At 42.6% G+C, this 19,138-nt stretch carries 32 protein-coding genes; 25 read left to right on the top strand and 7 right to left on the bottom strand.

The window, feature by feature from the left end; genetic code table 11:
• Positions 1 to 34 precede the first annotated feature (34 nt).
• From L659_RS0110545 to L659_RS0110515, 6 genes are all read right to left on the bottom strand, one after another.
• Entirely contained in the window at positions 35 to 793 is a 759-nt protein-coding gene (locus L659_RS0110545) for a hypothetical protein (RefSeq protein WP_024590520.1), read from the bottom strand.
• 162 nt (positions 794 to 955) lie between these two features.
• Positions 956 to 1,219 carry a hypothetical protein gene (locus L659_RS0110535; protein ID WP_024590519.1) on the bottom strand — a complete coding sequence of 88 codons (264 nt, stop codon included), beginning with the start codon at positions 1,217 to 1,219 and terminating at the stop codon, positions 956 to 958.
• Positions 1,220 to 1,327: 108 nt separating this feature from the next.
• Entirely contained in the window at positions 1,328 to 1,492 is a 165-nt protein-coding gene (locus tag L659_RS1000000123705; RefSeq protein ID WP_155945824.1) for a hypothetical protein, read from the bottom strand.
• Positions 1,493 to 1,511: 19 nt separating this feature from the next.
• Positions 1,512 to 1,916 (bottom strand): helix-turn-helix transcriptional regulator, encoded by a 405-nt coding sequence (locus L659_RS0110525; RefSeq protein WP_024590518.1) that lies wholly within the window; start codon positions 1,914 to 1,916, stop codon positions 1,512 to 1,514.
• 165 nt (positions 1,917 to 2,081) lie between these two features.
• On the bottom strand, positions 2,082 to 2,792 hold the full coding sequence (locus L659_RS0110520) for a hypothetical protein (RefSeq protein WP_024590517.1): 711 nt from the start codon (positions 2,790 to 2,792) through the stop codon (positions 2,082 to 2,084).
• A gap of 36 nt (positions 2,793 to 2,828) precedes the next feature.
• Entirely contained in the window at positions 2,829 to 3,455 is a 627-nt protein-coding gene (locus tag L659_RS0110515) for a LexA family protein (protein ID WP_024590516.1), read from the bottom strand.
• Positions 3,456 to 3,589: 134 nt separating this feature from the next.
• Here L659_RS0110515 and L659_RS0110510 point away from each other — a divergent pair, with 134 nt between their 5' ends.
• On the top strand, positions 3,590 to 3,814 hold the full coding sequence (locus tag L659_RS0110510; protein ID WP_024590515.1) for a transcriptional regulator: 225 nt from the start codon (positions 3,590 to 3,592) through the stop codon (positions 3,812 to 3,814).
• Between the two features lie 201 nt (positions 3,815 to 4,015).
• On the opposite strand, the gene L659_RS0110505 is transcribed toward L659_RS0110510, so the two are convergent.
• Complete coding sequence (locus tag L659_RS0110505; protein WP_024590514.1) at positions 4,016 to 4,210, bottom strand: ECs_2282 family putative zinc-binding protein; 195 nt, start codon at positions 4,208 to 4,210, stop codon at positions 4,016 to 4,018.
• A 92-nt stretch (positions 4,211 to 4,302) separates the two neighbouring features.
• Between L659_RS0110505 and L659_RS1000000123220 the strand changes: the two genes are divergently transcribed.
• The 24 genes from L659_RS1000000123220 to L659_RS0110395 all read left to right on the top strand — a co-directional run bounded on the left by L659_RS1000000123220 (position 4,303) and on the right by L659_RS0110395 (position 19,138).
• Positions 4,303 to 5,346: a PriCT-2 domain-containing protein gene (locus L659_RS1000000123220; protein ID WP_050581767.1), complete on the top strand. Its 1,044-nt coding sequence runs from the start codon at positions 4,303 to 4,305 to the stop codon at positions 5,344 to 5,346.
• On the top strand, positions 5,346 to 6,713 hold the full coding sequence (locus L659_RS01000000122985; protein ID WP_050581768.1) for a virulence-associated E family protein: 1,368 nt from the start codon (positions 5,346 to 5,348) through the stop codon (positions 6,711 to 6,713). Before L659_RS1000000123220 ends, L659_RS01000000122985 begins: the two co-directional genes overlap by 1 nt.
• Positions 6,703 to 6,897 (top strand): hypothetical protein, encoded by a 195-nt coding sequence (locus L659_RS0110495; protein ID WP_024590513.1) that lies wholly within the window; start codon positions 6,703 to 6,705, stop codon positions 6,895 to 6,897. The genes L659_RS01000000122985 and L659_RS0110495 overlap by 11 nt, the downstream gene beginning before the upstream one ends.
• A 126-nt stretch (positions 6,898 to 7,023) precedes the next feature.
• On the top strand, positions 7,024 to 7,365 hold the full coding sequence (locus tag L659_RS0110490; protein ID WP_155946443.1) for an antiterminator Q family protein: 342 nt from the start codon (positions 7,024 to 7,026) through the stop codon (positions 7,363 to 7,365).
• A 140-nt stretch (positions 7,366 to 7,505) separates the two neighbouring features.
• Positions 7,506 to 7,685 carry a hypothetical protein gene (locus L659_RS0110485; protein ID WP_024590511.1) on the top strand — a complete coding sequence of 60 codons (180 nt, stop codon included), beginning with the start codon at positions 7,506 to 7,508 and terminating at the stop codon, positions 7,683 to 7,685.
• Between the two features lie 9 nt (positions 7,686 to 7,694).
• Positions 7,695 to 8,462, top strand: coding sequence for a hypothetical protein (locus tag L659_RS0110480; protein WP_024590510.1), 768 nt, complete (start codon positions 7,695 to 7,697; stop codon positions 8,460 to 8,462).
• A gap of 189 nt (positions 8,463 to 8,651) precedes the next feature.
• Entirely contained in the window at positions 8,652 to 9,125 is a 474-nt protein-coding gene (locus L659_RS0110475) for a lysozyme (RefSeq protein WP_024590509.1), read from the top strand.
• Positions 9,118 to 9,546 (top strand): hypothetical protein, encoded by a 429-nt coding sequence (locus tag L659_RS0110470; protein ID WP_024590508.1) that lies wholly within the window; start codon positions 9,118 to 9,120, stop codon positions 9,544 to 9,546. The genes L659_RS0110475 and L659_RS0110470 overlap by 8 nt, the downstream gene beginning before the upstream one ends.
• Positions 9,533 to 9,721: a hypothetical protein gene (locus L659_RS1000000124115; protein ID WP_196812470.1), complete on the top strand. Its 189-nt coding sequence runs from the start codon at positions 9,533 to 9,535 to the stop codon at positions 9,719 to 9,721. The genes L659_RS0110470 and L659_RS1000000124115 overlap by 14 nt, the downstream gene beginning before the upstream one ends.
• On the top strand, positions 9,705 to 10,001 hold the full coding sequence (locus tag L659_RS0110465; RefSeq protein ID WP_029769877.1) for a phage holin family protein: 297 nt from the start codon (positions 9,705 to 9,707) through the stop codon (positions 9,999 to 10,001). Before L659_RS1000000124115 ends, L659_RS0110465 begins: the two co-directional genes overlap by 17 nt.
• Positions 9,991 to 10,356: an HNH endonuclease gene (locus L659_RS1000000124110; RefSeq protein ID WP_024590506.1), complete on the top strand. Its 366-nt coding sequence runs from the start codon at positions 9,991 to 9,993 to the stop codon at positions 10,354 to 10,356. The genes L659_RS0110465 and L659_RS1000000124110 overlap by 11 nt, the downstream gene beginning before the upstream one ends.
• Positions 10,357 to 10,460: 104 nt before the next feature.
• Positions 10,461 to 10,922 carry a P27 family phage terminase small subunit gene (locus L659_RS0110455; RefSeq protein WP_024590505.1) on the top strand — a complete coding sequence of 154 codons (462 nt, stop codon included), beginning with the start codon at positions 10,461 to 10,463 and terminating at the stop codon, positions 10,920 to 10,922.
• A gap of 13 nt (positions 10,923 to 10,935) precedes the next feature.
• Positions 10,936 to 12,651: a terminase large subunit gene (locus L659_RS0110450; protein WP_024590504.1), complete on the top strand. Its 1,716-nt coding sequence runs from the start codon at positions 10,936 to 10,938 to the stop codon at positions 12,649 to 12,651.
• On the top strand, positions 12,651 to 13,898 hold the full coding sequence (locus L659_RS0110445) for a phage portal protein (RefSeq protein WP_024590503.1): 1,248 nt from the start codon (positions 12,651 to 12,653) through the stop codon (positions 13,896 to 13,898). The genes L659_RS0110450 and L659_RS0110445 overlap by 1 nt, the downstream gene beginning before the upstream one ends.
• On the top strand, positions 13,895 to 14,638 hold the full coding sequence (locus L659_RS0110440) for a head maturation protease, ClpP-related (protein WP_024590502.1): 744 nt from the start codon (positions 13,895 to 13,897) through the stop codon (positions 14,636 to 14,638). The genes L659_RS0110445 and L659_RS0110440 overlap by 4 nt, the downstream gene beginning before the upstream one ends.
• Before the next feature lie 69 nt (positions 14,639 to 14,707).
• Positions 14,708 to 15,952: a phage major capsid protein gene (locus L659_RS0110435; RefSeq protein WP_024590501.1), complete on the top strand. Its 1,245-nt coding sequence runs from the start codon at positions 14,708 to 14,710 to the stop codon at positions 15,950 to 15,952.
• A gap of 53 nt (positions 15,953 to 16,005) precedes the next feature.
• Positions 16,006 to 16,257, top strand: coding sequence for a hypothetical protein (locus L659_RS0110430; protein ID WP_024590500.1), 252 nt, complete (start codon positions 16,006 to 16,008; stop codon positions 16,255 to 16,257).
• Between the two features lie 5 nt (positions 16,258 to 16,262).
• Positions 16,263 to 16,877, top strand: a complete 615-nt coding sequence (locus tag L659_RS0110425; RefSeq protein ID WP_024590499.1) for a head-tail connector protein — start codon at positions 16,263 to 16,265, stop codon at positions 16,875 to 16,877.
• Positions 16,874 to 17,203, top strand: a complete 330-nt coding sequence (locus L659_RS0110420) for a phage head closure protein (protein WP_024590498.1) — start codon at positions 16,874 to 16,876, stop codon at positions 17,201 to 17,203. Before L659_RS0110425 ends, L659_RS0110420 begins: the two co-directional genes overlap by 4 nt.
• Positions 17,196 to 17,702, top strand: coding sequence for an HK97-gp10 family putative phage morphogenesis protein (locus L659_RS0110415; protein WP_024590497.1), 507 nt, complete (start codon positions 17,196 to 17,198; stop codon positions 17,700 to 17,702). Before L659_RS0110420 ends, L659_RS0110415 begins: the two co-directional genes overlap by 8 nt.
• Positions 17,699 to 18,097 (top strand): hypothetical protein, encoded by a 399-nt coding sequence (locus L659_RS0110410; protein ID WP_024590496.1) that lies wholly within the window; start codon positions 17,699 to 17,701, stop codon positions 18,095 to 18,097. The genes L659_RS0110415 and L659_RS0110410 overlap by 4 nt, the downstream gene beginning before the upstream one ends.
• A 1-nt stretch (position 18,098) precedes the next feature.
• Positions 18,099 to 18,563: a hypothetical protein gene (locus tag L659_RS0110405; protein ID WP_024590495.1), complete on the top strand. Its 465-nt coding sequence runs from the start codon at positions 18,099 to 18,101 to the stop codon at positions 18,561 to 18,563.
• A complete protein-coding gene (locus tag L659_RS0110400; RefSeq protein ID WP_024590494.1) occupies positions 18,564 to 18,899 on the top strand; it encodes a hypothetical protein in 336 nt (111 codons plus the stop codon). It abuts the gene before it with no gap.
• Positions 18,900 to 18,943: 44 nt separating this feature from the next.
• The gene (locus L659_RS0110395; RefSeq protein WP_024590493.1) at positions 18,944 to 19,138 is read left to right on the top strand and encodes a hypothetical protein; all 195 of its coding nucleotides are present in this window, start codon (positions 18,944 to 18,946) and stop codon (positions 19,136 to 19,138) included.

Here is a 19,138-nt window from a genome sequence, read left to right as displayed (position 1 = left end):
TTTCAGTTCAGGAATATATGGGTTTTATTCAGTGCTAGTCGTTACTGTTTGCGAGTGCTTCAAGGTCTTTTACGTCTATTTTCCAACCTCTCGCTTTTGCGCGGCGTAGCCAGTTGCCGCAATGTTCTAGGGTGGCTTTGGTTGGGCGCAGGCCACCTTTTGGGGCTTCGACTAGTTCTGCTTCGTCGTCATTGTTTAGCAGTATTAACCCGCCGCGGCCACTTTGGTGTAAGTAGAGTAGGGGCGTTTGTTGTTCGTCGTGCCCTTCAACCATGCCGCCTAGGTGGTATGGGTAGGTTTGCACTATGTCGTTACCACTTCTGTAAATTTGGTTTATTGATGCAACATCTAAGCGGTTTTCAAGTTCAGCTATTTGTGCTTTTAGTTGCTTAGTTAGCTTGCGCTCATCTTGGTAGTAGCGCTTTTGCTGCTCAGCTGCTAGGCGCTGGCTTTCAAGGCGCTCTTTATAGCTTTTAATTTTGTCGCGCAGCTTTTTAGGTGTGCCGGCTATTTCTTTAAAGGCATTGAGCATAATGGTTAAATCTTGATTTTTGGTTAATGCCTGGTCGCGTTCTCGGTTTGCTTGCGCCAGCTTTATTTCGGCATTTTCTGTCTTTTTTAACAATACAGCCGCGCCTTGCTCGTAGTCTTTTACCAAGGTGGTTAGTTTGTCGTTTTGTTCTTGTAGCTGGTCGACTTCGGTGACCATTTGATCAAACTCGGCTACTTCTTGGTTGTATGCACCGACAAGGTTTTCAATTACATCGACGACTGATAAAGGTTGGTTACTCATATTCATTATCCTGGTGTTTAAATAACTTCAGTTCGGCCCACTCGTTGAGTGAGCTGTCAGAAATTACTGGTTAAACTCATTACTCTAGGGCTTGTTCAATAATTAGCAGTGCAATGAGTGCGATTACCCAGAGCATTGCGATTAGGTTTTTCTTTAGTGTTTTCATGCGGCCTGTATTGTTTTTGTTGTGCGGGTGTTTTCAATTAGGCTTAAAAATGCTTTGGTCATGCATAAGTCGCGACGGGCGCTGGCATTTAGTGCGGTAGTCGCTAATACCTGGTTGTTGTGAGTATTTACCAGCATGATTACGCAATATTTGGTGCCTGATTCATAAATGCGCAGCTCTTCGCCATTTAAACGCTGGTTTATAAAGTTGATACGTTGCTTTAGTTGGTTTATTACGAGTGCTGTAAATACGTTTAGCATGGTTGTTCGTCCTTTTATCCTGTTGTGTTGTTGGTTGCTTACGGCAACCACTCGGCTGGGCTAGTTGGGCAAGTGCGCGCCAGCAGGTTGTGAAACTTTTACCCTGAGTTATGCCGCGGTTGGCGGTGGCTCAGGGTATGGGTTATTGGCCGCTTTTAGCTGAGGTATCACTAAATGAAATGGACTTACCTGTTGTGCTTGTTTTAGCTTGTGAAGTAACGGGGTCGTGGCGGCGTTATTTCGGGCTGTTGGGAATAAAAATACTTTGGTCATGGGTATTCTCCTTGTGCCGTTAGGCTTCTAGTAAGTCGTTTTGCAGCTCACGCATGCGGCGTAAGCGGGTGGTGCGAACTGTTCGGGCTACCCGAATAGTTCTAAAACTGCGCTCTAGGTCGTTATTTGCAGTACTTATTAGGCAAAGCAGTATGCATACTGTGTAGCGCAACACGCCTTGCTTGATTGCTTGGTGTACCGTTTGGCGCATGGAATGGGTGTTAAATTTAAAGCTGAGCTCGTTACATGCCTGGCGAACGGTACACAGCTTTACGCCCAGCACGTTGGCTATGCTTTTTTGTGGTAGGCCTTTAGCTACCAGTAACAAAGTACGGGCTTGTTGGGTTGGTAAACGAGAATACGGCTTGGCATTAACGTGCATATCGTCAAGCTGGTATCCGGTTTCTGTGCGAATTGTGTTCATGGTGGCTCAAATAACAAATTGATTTGTTATTTAATTTACTTGTAGCTTTGTTTTTAGTCAACTAAATAAAACAAATAAATTTGTTTTATTTTAAAGTGACTTTAATTTAGGCATAAAAAAACCGCCGTAGCGGTTTAGTTATAAACTGAATTATAAATATAATAGTTAGTGAGATGCTATTTTGTAGACTAACTCTGTAGATGAACTTGACTCAATAATTATTCTATAATTTTTAAATCGTATTTCTTTTGAATCAGCAGGGTATATAAGTTCTTGCTTAAATGCTTGCTTTGCCATATTTTCAAAAGTGTACTCACGGTAGATAAAATGTAGCCCATTAGAGCCTTTGCCTGTAAAAATTAATTCGTGATTTATATATCCACTTTCAGTAAGTGGCGTCACACTTTCAACAACAGTAAATTTAGTTGTATCAGGAGTCATTGTGTACGGAGAGCCACCACCCACGGGAGAGCTCCAATAGCTAGCGCTGGCCATTGTATGATCCCAAAGTCCATTCTTATCAATTCCAAAAGATAAGTGACTGCCAGGTACAGCGATCATCCTATTCCCACTTTCATTGACTCCGACGATTTGAAATTGATCTCCTATATTTGCATGTAAGGCAATTGCGACGTTAGCTAAGCCTCCTGTCAGCTGAAAACTATTTGATGGTGTTACCCTCTTTTTTTCTATGTATGCTTTATACGCTTTCCTTGTCAGAACAGGGTCTCCAACATAGCTAGATGATGTTTCATCTAATTTATAGCTTTTGAAATCTATCGTAGTCACTTTGCCAGATTCAGGTGGAAGAGCTGTCATACTATTGGTACAACCAGATAGCAATATAGTAAGCGCAATTACTTTTAAGTATTTCATAAACCGTATTTCCTTTTGGTTATTAATGATATGTATTTAAAGACGCTTACGGTAACTACCAATTACCACACCACATATTACAGCGTCGGGGAGCATTTCAATTATAGGGTTTGGCCAGTTTGGGTTTAATGCTTTTAAGTATTTTTGAGAGCCATCAATAATTAGCTGCTTAAATGTAGCTTCGGTATTGCCGTTTTGACGCACAACTACACATGAGCCATTGCGGGCTTCAACTTCAGGATCAACAAATATTATTTCACCATTAATAAAATCGGGTGACATAGATTCACCATGAACTTCGAGTGCATAAGTAAGTTTGCTATGCTTTTCAGGACATGGATAAAACTCTTCTACATCGCCTAAGTGAATATCTGTCCAATGACCAGCTTGTATCCAACTAATCAATGGAATACTCGATAGTACTTTATAATTGGGTAATACATTTTCTGGGTCAGCCTCCATTCGACCAATGCCTTTTTCTAACCAATCAGCAGATATATTTAGAACTCTGGCTATAGATGCGGTATTACCTGACTTTTGAGCTTTACCAGAACATAAATATTGAATTGATTGCTGACTAACACCAATTTCACTGGCGAGTTTTGATTGAGCCATCCCTCTTGTTAACAATGCATGTTTCAGACGTTCGCCTAAATTATTCATATCAAACCTAATGAAATTTTAATAATTATAATGTTACAAAATAATTTGTATTGTGTATCCACAAAAATACATGTTGCAAAATAACAAAGCTGTTTGTATTATTTGTGCCTAACAATTATTTATAGAGATGAATTATGAACTCTAACTACCCAGCTTTAGAGAAAGCAATCAAGATCGCTGGTGCGCAAACTAAGTTATCAAAAGCAATTAATAGTTCTCAACAAAATATCTCTTACTGGCTAAGAACAGGCAAAGTTGCACCTGATAAAGTGATTCTTATCGAAAAAGTAACGGGAGTTTCTCGCTATGAACTTCGGCCTGATATTTATCCGCTTGAGGAAAGTAAGCGCGCTGCTTAATTTTGTGGTTTTCATGAGGTTTGTTCCTGTGTTGTTGTGTGGTTAATTTTAGACCAATAACAATAAGGGCATGCAGAGCGTGTGATATATGTTTTTTTATACAGGTGATTTATGGCGGTTAAAAATTTAAAGGTTGAGCTATCGGTTGATAATTCTGAGTTGCAACAAGCGATAGCGGGGTATGAATTAATACTGACAAAATTACCTGAAAATATTTTTGCCGATCCCATCAAGTATTTTCTTGGCTTCCTTTTCCGCTTGGGCTTGAAGCTCTCCGTATGTAGAGGCTGCACCACAGCCGGCACACGTAACTTGGTCGTTAGGTTTCGGTCGAGCTGGATACTCAAAATCTTTGCTGCCACAGGCAGTACAAATTAACTTTAATTTATCTGACATGGTTTTGCTTCCTTTTTTTGGTTTGTTGGTTTGGTTACTGAACATACTAATTTAAGGGAGCGCTTTAATACAACAACACAGGAATAATAACAATGCAGCAAACAAGTTTGCAGGATTTACAAGATGCGTTGCAGTACCTTGACCCTAGTTGCTCACGCGATGAGTGGGTTAAAGTGGGTATGGGTATTAAAAATGAGTTTGGTGATACAGGCTTTGATGCGTTTGATAGTTGGAGCGCTGGCAGTGAGCAATATAAACCGAGCGATATTAAGAGTACATGGCGCAGTATTAAGGCTGGCGGCGGTACGACCATTGCGACTGTTTTTAAAATGGCGAAAGATAATGGTTTTGTTATGAAGCGTGAACCGGTATCGCCGGAAGAGCAAGCCAGACTTAAAAAGGAATTTGCAAAACGTGCTAAAGCGCGCGAAGCGCAACAAGAAAAAGAAGAAGCTGAGCGCCAGCGTTGGCAGGGGGTAATTGCTGATTTTTCCAAATTATTGGTTGAGCAATTTACTAAACCGGTTAACTCTAATAAATATTTGGCTACCAAAAAGGTGGCCAGTTTTGGTTTAAGCAGCTTTAAATGTGCTGTTATTGTGATTTTTAACCCTGACTTTACGACTGAGGCAGTAACGGGGGGTAAAGAGATTAAACAATTTTTTGCTGATTTACCTGATAAGGAAACCCGCGATTTTAGTTTTTTACATTTTAAGCGGGGAGATTTAGTGATGCCGTTAATTGATATTAATAAGGCGCTTTGGAATGTTCAGGTTATTAATGAGCAAGGCACTAAGTTGTTTTTAAAGCATGGCCGTAAGGCTGGACTGTTTCATTTTATTGGTAAGGCGAGCAGCTGCAATATTTTGGCAGTGTGTGAGGGTTATGCTACTGGAGCCAGTATTCATATGGCGACTAATTGGCCGTGCGCTGTGGCACTGGATGCGGGTAATTTAATGGCGGTGGCGACTGAGCTTAAACACAAGCTTACTGATAAAACATTTATATTTTGTGCTGATGATGATGCTAATACCAAGGGCAACCCGGGTGTAACCCTAGCTAATGATGCGGCAGCTGCGGTGGGTGGTTTGGTTGCTATACCAGACTTTGCTGCTGTTGTTGATAAGGCGGCATGATGGCGGGGTGCACTTTAAACGATTGGAATGATTTACATGTTAGTGCAGGGCTTGATGCGGTTAAAACACAGCTACTTAGTGTAGTTAACAAACCGAGTGCTAATGATGGTAAAAAAGAGGGGATACCGGCGCCGAAAAACGCTGACGCGCGACAGCGTTCAGTGGGGGATGAGCAGTGGCAAGCTCATTTCCAAAGAACTAATTCGGGTATGCCTCAAGCGAGTATTAGTAACACTAAGCTGGTGCTTGAAAATGACCCTGCTTTTGAGGGCGTTTTGGGTTACTGCGACTTTAGTTACCGTATTATTAAGCGTAAAAAGCCACCTTTTAAAATGGGTAAACCGGGTGAGTGGACCGATACTGACACTGAGCGTTTACGTATTTACCTTTCTGAAACCTATGGGTTTACGCCAAGAGCAAGTGATGTGATTGGTGCTATTGTTGTTCATTCTGAGGAACATGCTTTTCATCCTGTGAAAGAGTATTTAAATGCTGTTAAGTGGGATGGTACGCCTAGGGTTGCTGCGTGGTTACATACTTATTTAGGTGCTGAAAATACTGATTATACGGCTATGGTTGGAACATTCTTTTTGGTGTCGGCAGTTGCGCGGGTTATGCGGCCACCGGTTAAGGTTGATTCGGTGTTGATTTTGGAAGGTTCGCAGGGGTTGGGTAAATCGACTATGTGCCATAACTTATTTGGTGATTGGTTTACTGATACCCCTATGGCGCTTGGTGAAAAAGATACGTTTCAGCAGATGCAGGGCATGTGGGGTATTGAATTGGCTGAACTTGATTCGTTTAATAAGGCTGAAAATACGAAGGCGAAACAGTTTTTTGGTTCGCAAGTTGATAGGTACCGACCTAGCTATGGGCGTATGGTGCAGGAGTTCCCTAGACAATGTGTGTTTGTGGGTACCACTAACCAAGATAGGTATTTAAAGGACTCAACAGGTAACCGACGATATTGGCCTGTGATGTGTACGAACATATGCCAGGATGCGATTGCCCGTGATAGGGACCAGCTTTGGGCTGAGGCTTTACATTTATTTAATGAGGGTATGCCGTGGTGGCCTACTGATGAGTATAAACATTTGTTTGAAGAGCAGCAGGAAGATAGGTTTGATTCTGATGTATGGGAAGGGCTTATTTATGATTGGTTGCTTAAAAATATGCGTGGGGATTATTCGCTGGCCGATATTATGACTGAGGTACTTGGTATGGATCCTCATGCTATGCGTCCGCCTGAACAAAAGCGTGTTGGCCAGATTATGCATAGGCTTGGATTTACTAAGAAGAAAAAGCGTGTTGATGGTAAACGGCCTGCGTTTTATGTGCCGCCTGAGGGGTTTTGGAATGCTAAATAAGCTTTTTAGTATGACCATGACCAGTAGCGGTGACCGCTGCAAGGTGCGTGGTTGTTGGGTTGGTCATGGTGGTCACGGTGGTCACGGTATTTTTGCGCACACATACGCGCGCGGGTGCGAGCGGGCACGCGTGTTTTGTACTTCTATTTATATGTTTGTTCTTGTGTATGTAAAAACACTATGACCAGTATGACCACTATGACCAATACAGTAATAGCAAGGGTTTCAGCGGTCACGGTAGGTGGTCACAGTAAAAATAAGGGTGACCAAGATGTTTTATTTAGTTTTTTGGCTTTAACGGGGAATGATGATGCAGTTAGTTACGACTATTGATGATTTGCTTAATGAATGGGGTGTTTGGTCTCAGGCTGGCTTAGGGCTTACGCTAAGCTCTGCATCGAACGATGTCATTACCGCGATTGATGATGATATGGGTTTGTTGATAGACCAGGCTGTGGCCATGCTAGGCCAGTATGCGCCAAAGACTAAGAAGGTAGTGATGATGAGCTACCGTTCGCAGCTGAGCACTAGGCAAATAGCTAAAAATTTAGATATTGGTGAAACGAAAGCAAGGCAGTTACTGTTAAGTGGTGCGGCTTGGTTAGAAGGTCATTTAATGGCTAAAGGGGTTTTAATTAAAACTGCAGCATAGTAAATTTTTATGTTGAATTAAGGTATTCGTAGTTTGATACAAAATATTTGCATAAATATGGGTACTGTGTTAGTAATTAATTGTGGTGGCAAATTTTATACATATGTGTACAATTCGCCGCAATTAATGGAGGAGTCATTATGTTTTTCTCACTATCAGGTAATGGTCACTTTAAAAAAGAACAGCTTGAAACTGTTAATATTGATAAAGATGGGATTGTAAGCCTGAATCATCAAAATGATGTTGTTAAAGCTAAAATTAAAGAACAGATCCTTAAATTAAAGCAGTTAAACGACGAGAATAAAAAAGTTAATAAGTAAAAGGATTTTATGGGTGCCTTAGTTTTAGGGGTTGTGTTGATACTAGGGTACTTTTACCAAAGCTATCATCCTCATCGTCGACTTCACTTAGTTAGAAGTGCTGGATATCATATCTACTTTAAAGCTGGCTTATCTGGCTTGGCTTTTGTCTTACTAGCAACTATCACATGGTTAATTATCGATTTTTTTGATCTTCCGTCTAGTTTGGTAGATAGAGTTCAAGATAAACCAGAATTAACGTTTTTAGAGCAGAGCACTTCCTATTGGGAAGTAATTAAAGCTGTTGTTATTTTTCTAATCGCATTTTTATATTGTTCAATAAATATTTTGTTTTGTATCTGGCATTCAAGTAAACAAAATGTTTATAAAGAACTATCAAGAATTGCTAATGATCTTGAAATGCTAATTGTTAACTCGACTATCGAAGTTAAACCGATACGAGTGGAGCTAGATTGTGGGAAGGTATATGTTGGCTTACCCGAAACACCTGATTTTGAGTCTGGCGAGATTAAATATATTACGTTATTGCCACTTTTGAGTGGCTATGTAGATGAAAAAAAGAAAATTGTTTTCAACAACAATTATTACTTACATTATGAAGAGTATTTTGATGATGAGAGCGATGAAGAGTCTGAACATAATAGTATTAATGACTTTTCTATAGTTATACCAGTAGATGAAATAGTAGTTGCAAGCCGCTTTAGCATTGATGCGTTCATTGCGTTTAGGAATGCTAAAGAGTCTGTATTGACTGGCCCACTTAACCCTAATGGGTAATTTATAAAAATAGTTTGCAATTGCGCGCGCAATAACTATACTAATTCAGGTAAGCTTAGCAAAGCTGCATCATAAAGCCCGAGGTTAACACCTTGGGCTTTTTTGTGCCTGCTTTTTGACCCTTACATTCCTGTTGTTGTAACCCGCTTAGGTTTTTGCCTAAGCGGGTTTTTTGCTTTGAGGCCTTAAATGAAAGTTAACAAACTATTAGCTGCTGGTGTTACGGGCGTTATTGCTCTGGCTGGTGTGATGGTTGCTGAATTTGAGGGTGAGGCAAGAACAGGTTATGTGGATCCTGTTGGTGTGGTTACAGCTTGTTTTGGACATACCCAAACGGCTGAGCTTGGAAAAAGCTATACAGAGAACGAATGCTTAAACCTGTTTGCTATGGACTTAGGTGATCATAATGAGCAGTTACTAAGAGCGGTTAAACAGCCGCTTTCTATTGGTGAGCATGCCGCTTATTTGTCGTTTCATTACAACGTGGGTGCTGGGAACTTTCGCAGTAGTACGTTGCTTAAGCATTTAAATAGGGGTGAACGCTTTAAGGCATGTAATGAATTACCCCGTTGGGTTTATGCTGATGGCCATAAGTTAGCTGGCTTAGTTAAGCGCCGAGAGCTGGAGCGACAATTATGTTTGAGTGAGTTAACTAATGCTTAGTTTAAATAAGGTTGTTTTTGTTGGCTTGGCTAGCATGCTGGGTTTTGCAGTAGTTAAGTATGTAGGCCTTGAGTCTGACTTAACTAAGGCGCTTGATGATAATAAGCAACTTAAAGCGTCTGTTCAAAGTTATAAGACTCATGCTGAATACTTAGCTAATAGCCTGGCAGATGCTAATAAACAGAATAAGCAATTACTTAAGGAACGTGACTTACTCGCTAGATTAAGAGCTGATCACCAGCAGCAGCTCACTTCTATTCAAACTCAACTTCAATACTCTACTGCGCAGCTTGATGCGTTAAGGCTTTCATCTGATGAGACAACTAAGAGCTGGGCTAATGATTGCGTGCCTATTGCTGTTATCAGCGTGTTCAAGTACGCAAGAGTTGAAGCCTGTAGTAAAGACGGTGGTTCAGACTAAATATGAGTTTGTGCTGATGCCTGATGAGTTTATACAGCCATGTAATGTTGTGGCTCAGGTCATTGATGATAATGCATCACACAGCCAGTATACGGCTTATTTAGAGTCGGTGATTGGTAAATGTAATGAACAATTATTAAGAGCAAGAAGTTGGAATAATGCGAATAGAGACTAGTGATATAGCTATGCAAAAAGCAGTAAGTGCAACGACTTACAGTGCAAGCTTAGGCACAGCAGCTGGAGGGATTTTAAGCTTGAACGAATGGGCCATATTACTGGGGATTGTATTTGCTGCGTTAACGTTCTTAGTTAACTGGCGGTTTCAGCATAAGCGTAATGAGCGTGAAGATAAAAAGCATGAGGATGATAGAGAGTTCCATCGTGCAAGAATGGAAGCGCTACAACAGAGCGACCAATCACAACTGCTATGCCAGGATAAGTTAAATGGCAAGTAAGCCGGGTTCTTGGTGTAGCAAATGCCGTAAAGTACACAAGGATGAACCTTGTCCTAAGCGTATACCTTTCGGCCGTAAGCGCGCTGGTAATAAACAGTCAGGTCGAGGAGGCCGTGTGTGGCAACGAACAAGAGAGTTTATATTTCATCGTGACAACTTCTTATGCCAAATATGTAAAGCCAAAGGTGTCTTAACTTCAGTTGAGTTACATGGTGCTTATCATGGGGTTTGTGATCACATGATTCCGCTTAGTCAAGGTGGCGATGACCGGATAGATAACCTGCAAACAATTTGTCAGTCTTGTGATAAAGAGAAGACATCAGCTGAATCAAGACACAGCATTGACCGGGGGTAGCTAAAGTTTAGCGCTACCCGCCGAACACCGCCCCCTCAATTAGATTTTTATGCGGGGCAGAAATGAAATGAAAAAACCCACTTATAGAGATTATTTGGTTAATTATGGCAGGTAGATACCCAGCAGTCGCAGAGGACGTAACTAATAAAGTTGTTAAGTTCCCTAATGCTGCTGAAAACAAGGAAATTAGTGATAAAGACGCGAAGAAGATCGCGATCAAATCGCGTCCGCGTGGTATGTCAAAGGCTGAGCAGCAGGTATGGAATAACGATATGCCTGAATATGTAAAGATTAATCGCTTCAAGCCTCACTATGTTCGATTTTTTAAAGAGTACTGCATTGTAATTGCGCGCATGGAAGCGGCTCTTGCTTACTTAGAAGAGCACGATTGGAAATATACAACGGAAGGTCGTAACGGTATTCAACATAAAACTAGGCCAGAGGCCAGCCAGTACAATGATGATTGGCGCAAACTAAATAGCTTGATAAATCAAATTGGCGGCAGCCCTGCGACAGACCAACGATTTAATAATTTACAGCCTGGCTTATTTGATGATGTGTATTAAGTGAGTTTGATAAATGCAAAACCGTAGTGATTACCCAACATTTCATCGTGATCATTTAGCTGACATTGAACAATATGCATCAGACGTACTCAGTGGTAAGCGCCCAGCTAATAAATATGAAATTCTAGCTGTTGAGCGTGAAAGCCATGACTTAGCAAGAGCGGCTAGTAAAGACTTTCCGTATTACTTTGACCCGGAATCAGCACTTAAAGTTATTTGGTTTTTAGAAACTTTTAGCCACGTAAAAGGAAAATGGGCCAGAGCAAAAGGCCAAGAGGGGTTGCTTAGCCTAAGTGGTTGGCAAAAATGGATTACAGCGCAAGTATATGGGTGGAAACATGTAACCACTCACCGCCGCCGTTTTCGGACCGCGTTTACTTTGGTACCGCGAAAAAATGGTAAATCTACATGGGTTGCACCTATTGGTTTATACATGCTGGCTAATGATGGCGAGCCAGGTGCCGAAGTTTACTGTGGTGCTACTACACAAAAACAAGCCAACGAAGTATTTCAGCCAGCTAAAAAAATGGCATTAAAACAACCCGTATTCAGACGCCGTTTTAATATTGAATTGTTTGCTCAGCAAATAGAAAAAACAAACGATGGCGGCAAGTTTGAACGCTTAATTGGTAATCCGGGTGATGGTGGCTCGCCTAGTTGTTATTTATGTGACGAATACCACGAACATGACGATGACGACCAACGCGATACGATGATCACCGGCATGGGCGCACGAGAACAACCACTTGAATGGATAATATCGACAGCTGGTTCTAACTGGTTTGGACCATGTGGACAATACCAAAAAGAATGCCAAGAAATACTTGAAGGTACCCGTACCGACGAAACTGTTTTTGCCATGATCTACACCATTGATAAAGATGACGACTGGCAAAGCGAAGAAGCACTGCGCAAAGCGAACCCTAACTTTGGCATATCGGTTGAAGAAGAGTTTCTACTAAACCAGCTTTCAAAAGCTAGGCAGTCAGCCCGCAAGCAAAACGCATTTAAAACTAAACACCTAAATTTATGGGTGGGTGCACGCGAGTCCTGGCTAAATATTGAAGATTGGTTAGCTGCCGGTGATTTAACGCTAGATATAGAGCAATTCACAGGTGAAGAATGCACAAAAGGCGTCGACCTTTCTGAGTCAGACGACTTAACCGCCGATGTAACCTGCTTCACACGGCCAGTAAACGGTAAATTACACTATTACTTTTTTGCTAAAACCTACGTAACAGAAGCAAAGGCTAACGAAATAGACATATACCGAGACTGGGTTAACCAAGGGCACTTAATTGAATGTGAAGGTACCAGCATAGATTACGACGAAGTAGAACGCGCTATCGAAACCGATAACGAAAACTACCAAGTAACCGGCTTATTTTACGACCCAGCAGGTGCAGCACCAATAGCACAGCGGGTACAAAACAGCACTGGTATAGAGCCCATTAAAGTATCGCAAAATTACACCAACTTTTCGCCAGCCATGCGCGAGTTTGAAAACTTACTCAGGCAAGGCCGTATACACCACAATGGTGATCCAGTTCTTACTTGGTGCCTTGGCAATGTCATAGCCAAAGAAACCATGGACGGTAAATATATCCGCCCAGTAAAAGAACATAAAGACAACAAAATTGATACCGCAGTCGCTAAATTACTGGCCTTCATAGGTTCATGGCAACCTGAAGAAGACGACGGTTCTAACCAAGAGTTTTTGGAATTCTAATGTTTAAAATCCCGTTTTTAAGTCGTAACAGCAGCAAAAGTGCACCTGCAGTTAACAATACTGCAGAGCAAAACACAGCAATGCAGGATATAAATAGTTTATCTGACCTGTTTGGCGTTATGCCCTCACTTGCAGGCCCCGCGGTTACGCCTAAAACATCAATGAAAGTGTCGATAGTATTTGCCTGTGTGCGCTTAATTGCCGGCGCAATAGCACAGATGCCCGTACATATTTTTGAACGCAGTGATAACGGCGATAAAAAACGCCTTGCTAACCACAATTTAGCCAGCCTTTTTAACCTACAGCCCACAGCAGTATGGAGCGCCGCTGCTTTTTGGGAGTACATAGTGGCCAGCATGCTGTTGCATGGCGATGGTTACGCGGTGTTATTACGCGATCGCAACGGCGACATAGAAGAAGTTTTACCCATTAGTCCCGTAGGCATGAACGTAGTAAATAACAACGGCCGGCTAAATTACTTTTTTACACTAGATGGCATCGCCCGCGGCTTTGACCAAGACGATATACTGCACTTTCCTGGCTTTGGCTTTAACGGCCTTAAATCAATGTCGGTTATTCAGTGGGGCGCGTTTAATAGTATTGGTTTAGAGCTTGCCATGGAGCAACACAGCGGCGAGTTCTTTAAATCAGGCTCAACGCAACGTGTAGCCGTGGTAAAGCAAGGTAAGTGGGACGAAACACAAAAAGACTCATTCAGAAACGCATGGGTTAAAGCCTACGGCGGCATTGAAAACTCAAAATTCCCACTCGTGCTTGATAACAGTACCGATGTAAAACAGCTTAGCGTATCAGCAAAAGATTCACAGCTGCTTGAATCGCGTGAATTTCAAATTACCGACATAGCCCGTGCATTTGGCCTACCAAGTTTCATGGTAAACCAAGAGCAAAAATCAACATCGTGGGGCTCAGGTATTGGCGAAATCGGTTTATCGTTCTTGCGTTTTACGCTTGGCCCACACCTAAACCGCTTTGAGCAAGAGATAAACCGCAAACTGTTTTTAAACAAACCCATGTTTGCCGAGTTTATAGCGGCAAATTTAATGCGCTTAACGCTTAAAGACAGAAACGAAGCATACCGCCAAGCCATTGGCGGCTCGCNNCAGGGGCCCGGTTGGATGAGCATAGACGAAGTGCGTAAGCTCGAAAACCTCCCCGAAATGGGTGGTCGCTACGCATTGCCATACGACCCTATTGCCAATAATCAACAAATGGAAAACGAATCATGAATAACAGCCGCAAACTAATGCAGTTAGTTAAAAATAACTGCCAAAACCGTGACCAAGTTGGTTATCAAGTAAAGCAGCAATCACCACTGGCCAATGCAGGCGAAAGCCGCCCCGCATTTTTAATTTACGATGTAATCGATCCATGGTGGGGCGTATCTGCCGAAATGATAAAACGCGACTTGCTTAGCATTACTGATGCAACCGACATCGATGTGTATATTAATAGCCCAGGCGGTGACGTATTTGAAGCCACCGCCATTTACTCAAGCTTAAAAGCGCACCCAGCAAAAATTCATATTCACATCGATGGCATCGCAGCCAGTGCCGCAACACGCATTGCCTTAGCCGGCGATACTATCGAAATTGCTGATTCAGGCTTTTACATGATCCACTATGCCTGGACACTAGCACTGGGTAACGCACAAGAAATACGCGACACCGCCGACATGCTTGATAAAGTCGACAACACCATAGTAAACGACTACGAAAAGCGCACCGAAGCAGGCGAAGCACAAGTACGCACCTGGATGAAAAACGAAACCTGGTTCACCGCACAAGAAGCCCTAGAACATGGCTTTGTAGACAGCATTATGCAAGATACACCAAGCGAGCAAACCACCAATAAAGCGTGGGACTTAACGTCTTATCAAAACGCACCAAAACCACAACCACCGCAAGATAAATTTGTGCAGCGTGAACGGCTAGAACGATTTGCCAACATGCTGCTAACTACTGGCTAGCTCCGCTGGCAACACTATTTAAAGCACCTTAGGGTGCTTTTTTGTACTTAAAATTGAGGAAATTAAATTATGTCTATCCAACAAAAGCGTGAGCAGCGAAAAGAGTTAGCTGTAACCCTAAACCAGTTAGTAACGGATCACCCAAAAGACGAAGCGTGGGGCGATGACAAGCAAAAAAAATACGACGACCTCGTTAATAAAATCGATGCACTTGATGGTGACCTAGACCGCCAACAAAAAGTACTCGACTTACAAGCAAAGTCAAAGCAAACCATTCAAGACCGTGCCGATAAAAACGGTATCTCTGCTGATGAAGCTGAGCATCAAATTCACCAAGAAAAAGCCGCTTATGCATCCTGGTTGCGCGGTGGCATGTCAGCACTTAATGAAGAGCAACGCAGTGCAGTACAAGCACGTATCGACAGCCCTAAAAACGCTATGAGTACAGGCCAAGGCTCAGAAGGCGGTTATTTAACCGCTGACGAAATCGCACCCGGTATTTCACAAGCGCTTAAAGCGTACGGCGGTATGCGTGAGCTGGCAACCGTAGTGCCCACAGCAACCGGCTCTACTATTCCATGGCCTACTGCTAATGCAACGGCTGAGCAAGGTGAATGGTTAGCCGAAAATACAGAAGCTGGTGATGAAGACACCACCTTTGGTGTACGTAACATCGATACACACATGGTCAGCTCTAAAGTTATTGCGGTGCCGTTCCAACTACTGCAAGACACGCAATTCGACCTAGAAAGCTATATAAATGAGCAAATAGGCATGCGTATTGGCCGCACCTCAGAAGATGCGTTTATAAATGGGTCAGGCACCTCAATGCCGCACGGTATTTTAGCCGACACCACGGCAGGTAAAGTAGGGGGCTCAGGGCAAACATCTATTATCACTTTAGAAGATTTAATTGACCTAGAGCACAGCGTTGATCCGGCTTACCGTCGTAGTGCGCAATGTGGCTTTATGATGAACGACTCCACAATCAAAGTCGTTAAAAAGCTTAAAGATACACAAGGCCGCCCACTTTGGTTACCCGGTATGGAAGCCTCAGAGCCTAACACTATTTTAGGTAAACCGTACGCCACTAACCAACATATACCCACCATGGCGGCTAACGCTAAGTCGGTTTTATTTGGTGATTTTTCTAAATACATTGTGCGCGATGTATCGCAAATGTTGTTCTTCCGCTTCACTGACAGCGCATACAGTCGCAAGGGCCAAGTTGGTTTCTTAGCGTTTATGCGTACCGGTGGCCGCTGCATTGATGTGGGTGGTGCTGTTAAGTACTACCAAAATGCAGCCGCTTAATTGATGCTCCTCTAGCCCCTTAACCGGGGCTTTTTTATTTAAGGAATATAACCATGGTAGCTAAAAAACTAATCACCGCACGTGTACTTGTTGCATGTGTCATTGCAGATCACCATTTTGAGCCAAATGCACTCGTAAAAGGCGATGCAGAATTACTAAAACCGTTAATAGACGTCGGCGAACTAGCCTATGACAAAGCCGCTATTGATTACTGTAGTAAAGAGCTAGAAGTTGACACTGTTGATCTTAATGGCATCGATGAAGCCGCTGATAGCAACCCTGACGACACCGATAGCAAAGAGTAAACAGAATGAAAATGCTCCGAAAGTTAATACAAGCGCCAAGTATAGAGCCAATCACTGTAGAAGAATTGGCAGCACATACCAATGCTGATGATGATCACCATGATTATTTGCAAAGCTTGGTGCCCAGAGCGCGTAAACGGTTTGAACAACGTAGTGGCCGGTTATTAGTAGAACAAACATGGCAATTTGCATTGCCAAAGTTTTGCAACGAAATACACCTGCCTTTTGCGCCGCTTCGGAGCATTAATTCAATTAAATATATTAATAACTTGGGGCAGTTTGTCACACTCGATTCAAGCGACTACCGAGTTATTGAGCATGGTTTAACTGCCACAATCACCCCTAAATTAGGCGGTCGGTGGCCAGCAGTGGGGTTTAAAATAGCCGATGCGGTACAAATTGAATGCGTATTTGGTCATGGTACCCTCACAAATGAGGGTACCAGCATAGATAACGAAACACTCATAGACCAGGATAAGTACGACCTAGCAAAACAAGCCATTTTGGTATTAATTGCCGACTGGTTTCGTAACCGCGAAGACACCGCACCGGTGCAGCTTTACGATATGCCTAATGCCTTTAAAGCCATTGCAGATGAACTCGCGGTTGAACTGTTATGAAATCGCTCCCAGCAGCTAAATACAATTGCAAAGCCAGCTTTGGCACGGGCATAAAATCAAATGATGGCTACAACACCACTAGCCATCAGCATGCGTTTTATAAGTGGGTAAATATACAAACCGGTGCAGCGAAAGAACTCGAGCAAAGCGGCCAGTTAATGGGCGAAATCACCCATACAATTACCTGCCGTTACAGCAATAAAATAATCGCAACTCACCAAATTAGTTATAAACAACGGCTATTTGAAATCATTGGTACACCCGTAAATCAAGACTTTGCCAATGTACAAACCATTATTGCCGTTAAGGAGCTCACCCATGCTTAATACAGGTATCGATATATCGGGCCTTAAAGAAATGGAAAAAGCGTTGCTTGAAATAGGCAAAGAAATCGGCGCTAAAAAGGCCAGCGGTTTAATGACCAGTGCAATAAGAGATGGCGCTATTAAATATCAACAAGGCATGCAGCGCAATGCACCAGAGTCAAACGTAGCCCGCGTGGTTAAAACCAATCAAGGCCAAAAAGTTGAAATCCGCCCAGGCTTTTTAAAATCACGCATTAAAGTTAAAGCCAGTACTAATCGCCAAGGTAAAGAAACACGTCGCTTTGGTAAAGGGGTTGTATCGCTAGTGCGTGTGGGCGTATTTAAAGTGCCTTACATAGTGCAAGTTGAATATGGCACAAACACGCAAAAGGCTAATCCATTTATTCGTCAAGCCTTTAAAAAACGCACCAATCAAGCGGTGGTAGTTATTAACCGTGGCTTAGCTAAACGCATCAATTTAGCGCAGCGCCGCATTGCCAAAAAGAACAAACCAGCATGATAGAAAACAGCATACGTACCAAGGCACTCGCATCATCTGCATTAACGGCTTTAATTGGCAATAATCTGCATTTTACTACCGCTCATAACTCAGACGATAACTATGTTTTGCTCAGTGTGATCACCGACGAAACGCCTATTGAAATACACATGGAAGATAACCAAAGCGAAGCACTCATTCAATTTGATTGTTATAGCAAAACGCCAGCAACCGCTAAAGCCATAGCCAAAGAGCTTGCCACCATTTTTAACAAACAAGGCTTTGTTGATGGTGTTGTAAATGTGCAGTTTGCGCTAAAGCAAAACCGTATCCCCGACTTTGACACCGGCTCGCATTTATACCGCGAGTCATACGAATACATTTTTAAGTATCACACCATAAATAACGAGGTTTAACATGCCAGAACCAACACCAGTAACTACCGCAGCCGCTGATACGGTTGACTCTCATAAATCCACACTACAGTTTTGTACTACGGGTATCGGTGAGGTTGATGCACTGCTACCAGGGCTCGACATTATCCCACAAATTAACTCGGGCAAAGTGTACGAAGACGACACTGACATAGCAGCGGCTAACCGTTCTTACAGCGAAAAGTGCCTCCCCGAAGATCAAGATTGGGAGCTCACATTTCGCCATAAACCTGCTAACACAGAGCAAAAAGCCTTTTGCGATATGGTAAAAGCAGGTACACCCATTGCAATAAAAGTGACGCGTGCCAGTGGCGAAGTGCAAGACGCAGTGTATTTACCACACGACTATTTTAGTGGTGAATCGGGTAAAGACTCAGGTAAGCAAATGTTTGCCTGTATTGGCAAGCTGCAACAAGTGGTATTTTCAACGTTAGCGGTGGGAGTGTAAATGATTACTGCAGCACAAATAATGGCGGGAAAGCTACCTACTTCCTCCCGCGAATTTGATATTGAAGGCGTAGGTAAAATAGTTTTGCACCGTCTTCCCGCCATCGATGAAGTAAAAGCCAGAGAGCTGTTTACCGACAAAGATGCCGACCCCAAAAAGCTTGAAAAAATGGCGCAGCGCAATACCTATTATATGCTGCATGGCAAATTTGACGATAAAGAAGCCGCCAAACTGCCTAGTTTAATCGATATGCAACAGCTAGGTATGATCCACACCACAGGGTTGTTTTTCACCAACCTCGCTCAAGAAAACCTTGAGGCGATTGAAAAAAACTAAAACAGCAACCTGAGTTACAAGCGCTCTGCAATTTAGCAGATAACTTGGGTTGCTCACTCTACGATCTGCATAAACGCTTATCTGCTGATGAACTGGAACTGCGCTTAGTCCATCAAGGCTTAAAAATGGGCCTGACATTCGACAGAAGCGAACAACGAAAAATTGAATACGAGCAAAAACGCCGTGAAACCGAAGCGTTTTTAAATACCTGTCCTTGGCGTAAACAAAAGAGAAATTAA

This window comes from Pseudoalteromonas sp. S8-8 (assembly GCF_000497875.1).
In the GTDB taxonomy this organism is placed as follows: domain Bacteria; phylum Pseudomonadota; class Gammaproteobacteria; order Enterobacterales; family Alteromonadaceae; genus Pseudoalteromonas; species Pseudoalteromonas arctica.
Note: the sequence above shows the minus strand (reverse complement) of the source record. Positions and strands in the feature narration are given on the sequence as shown.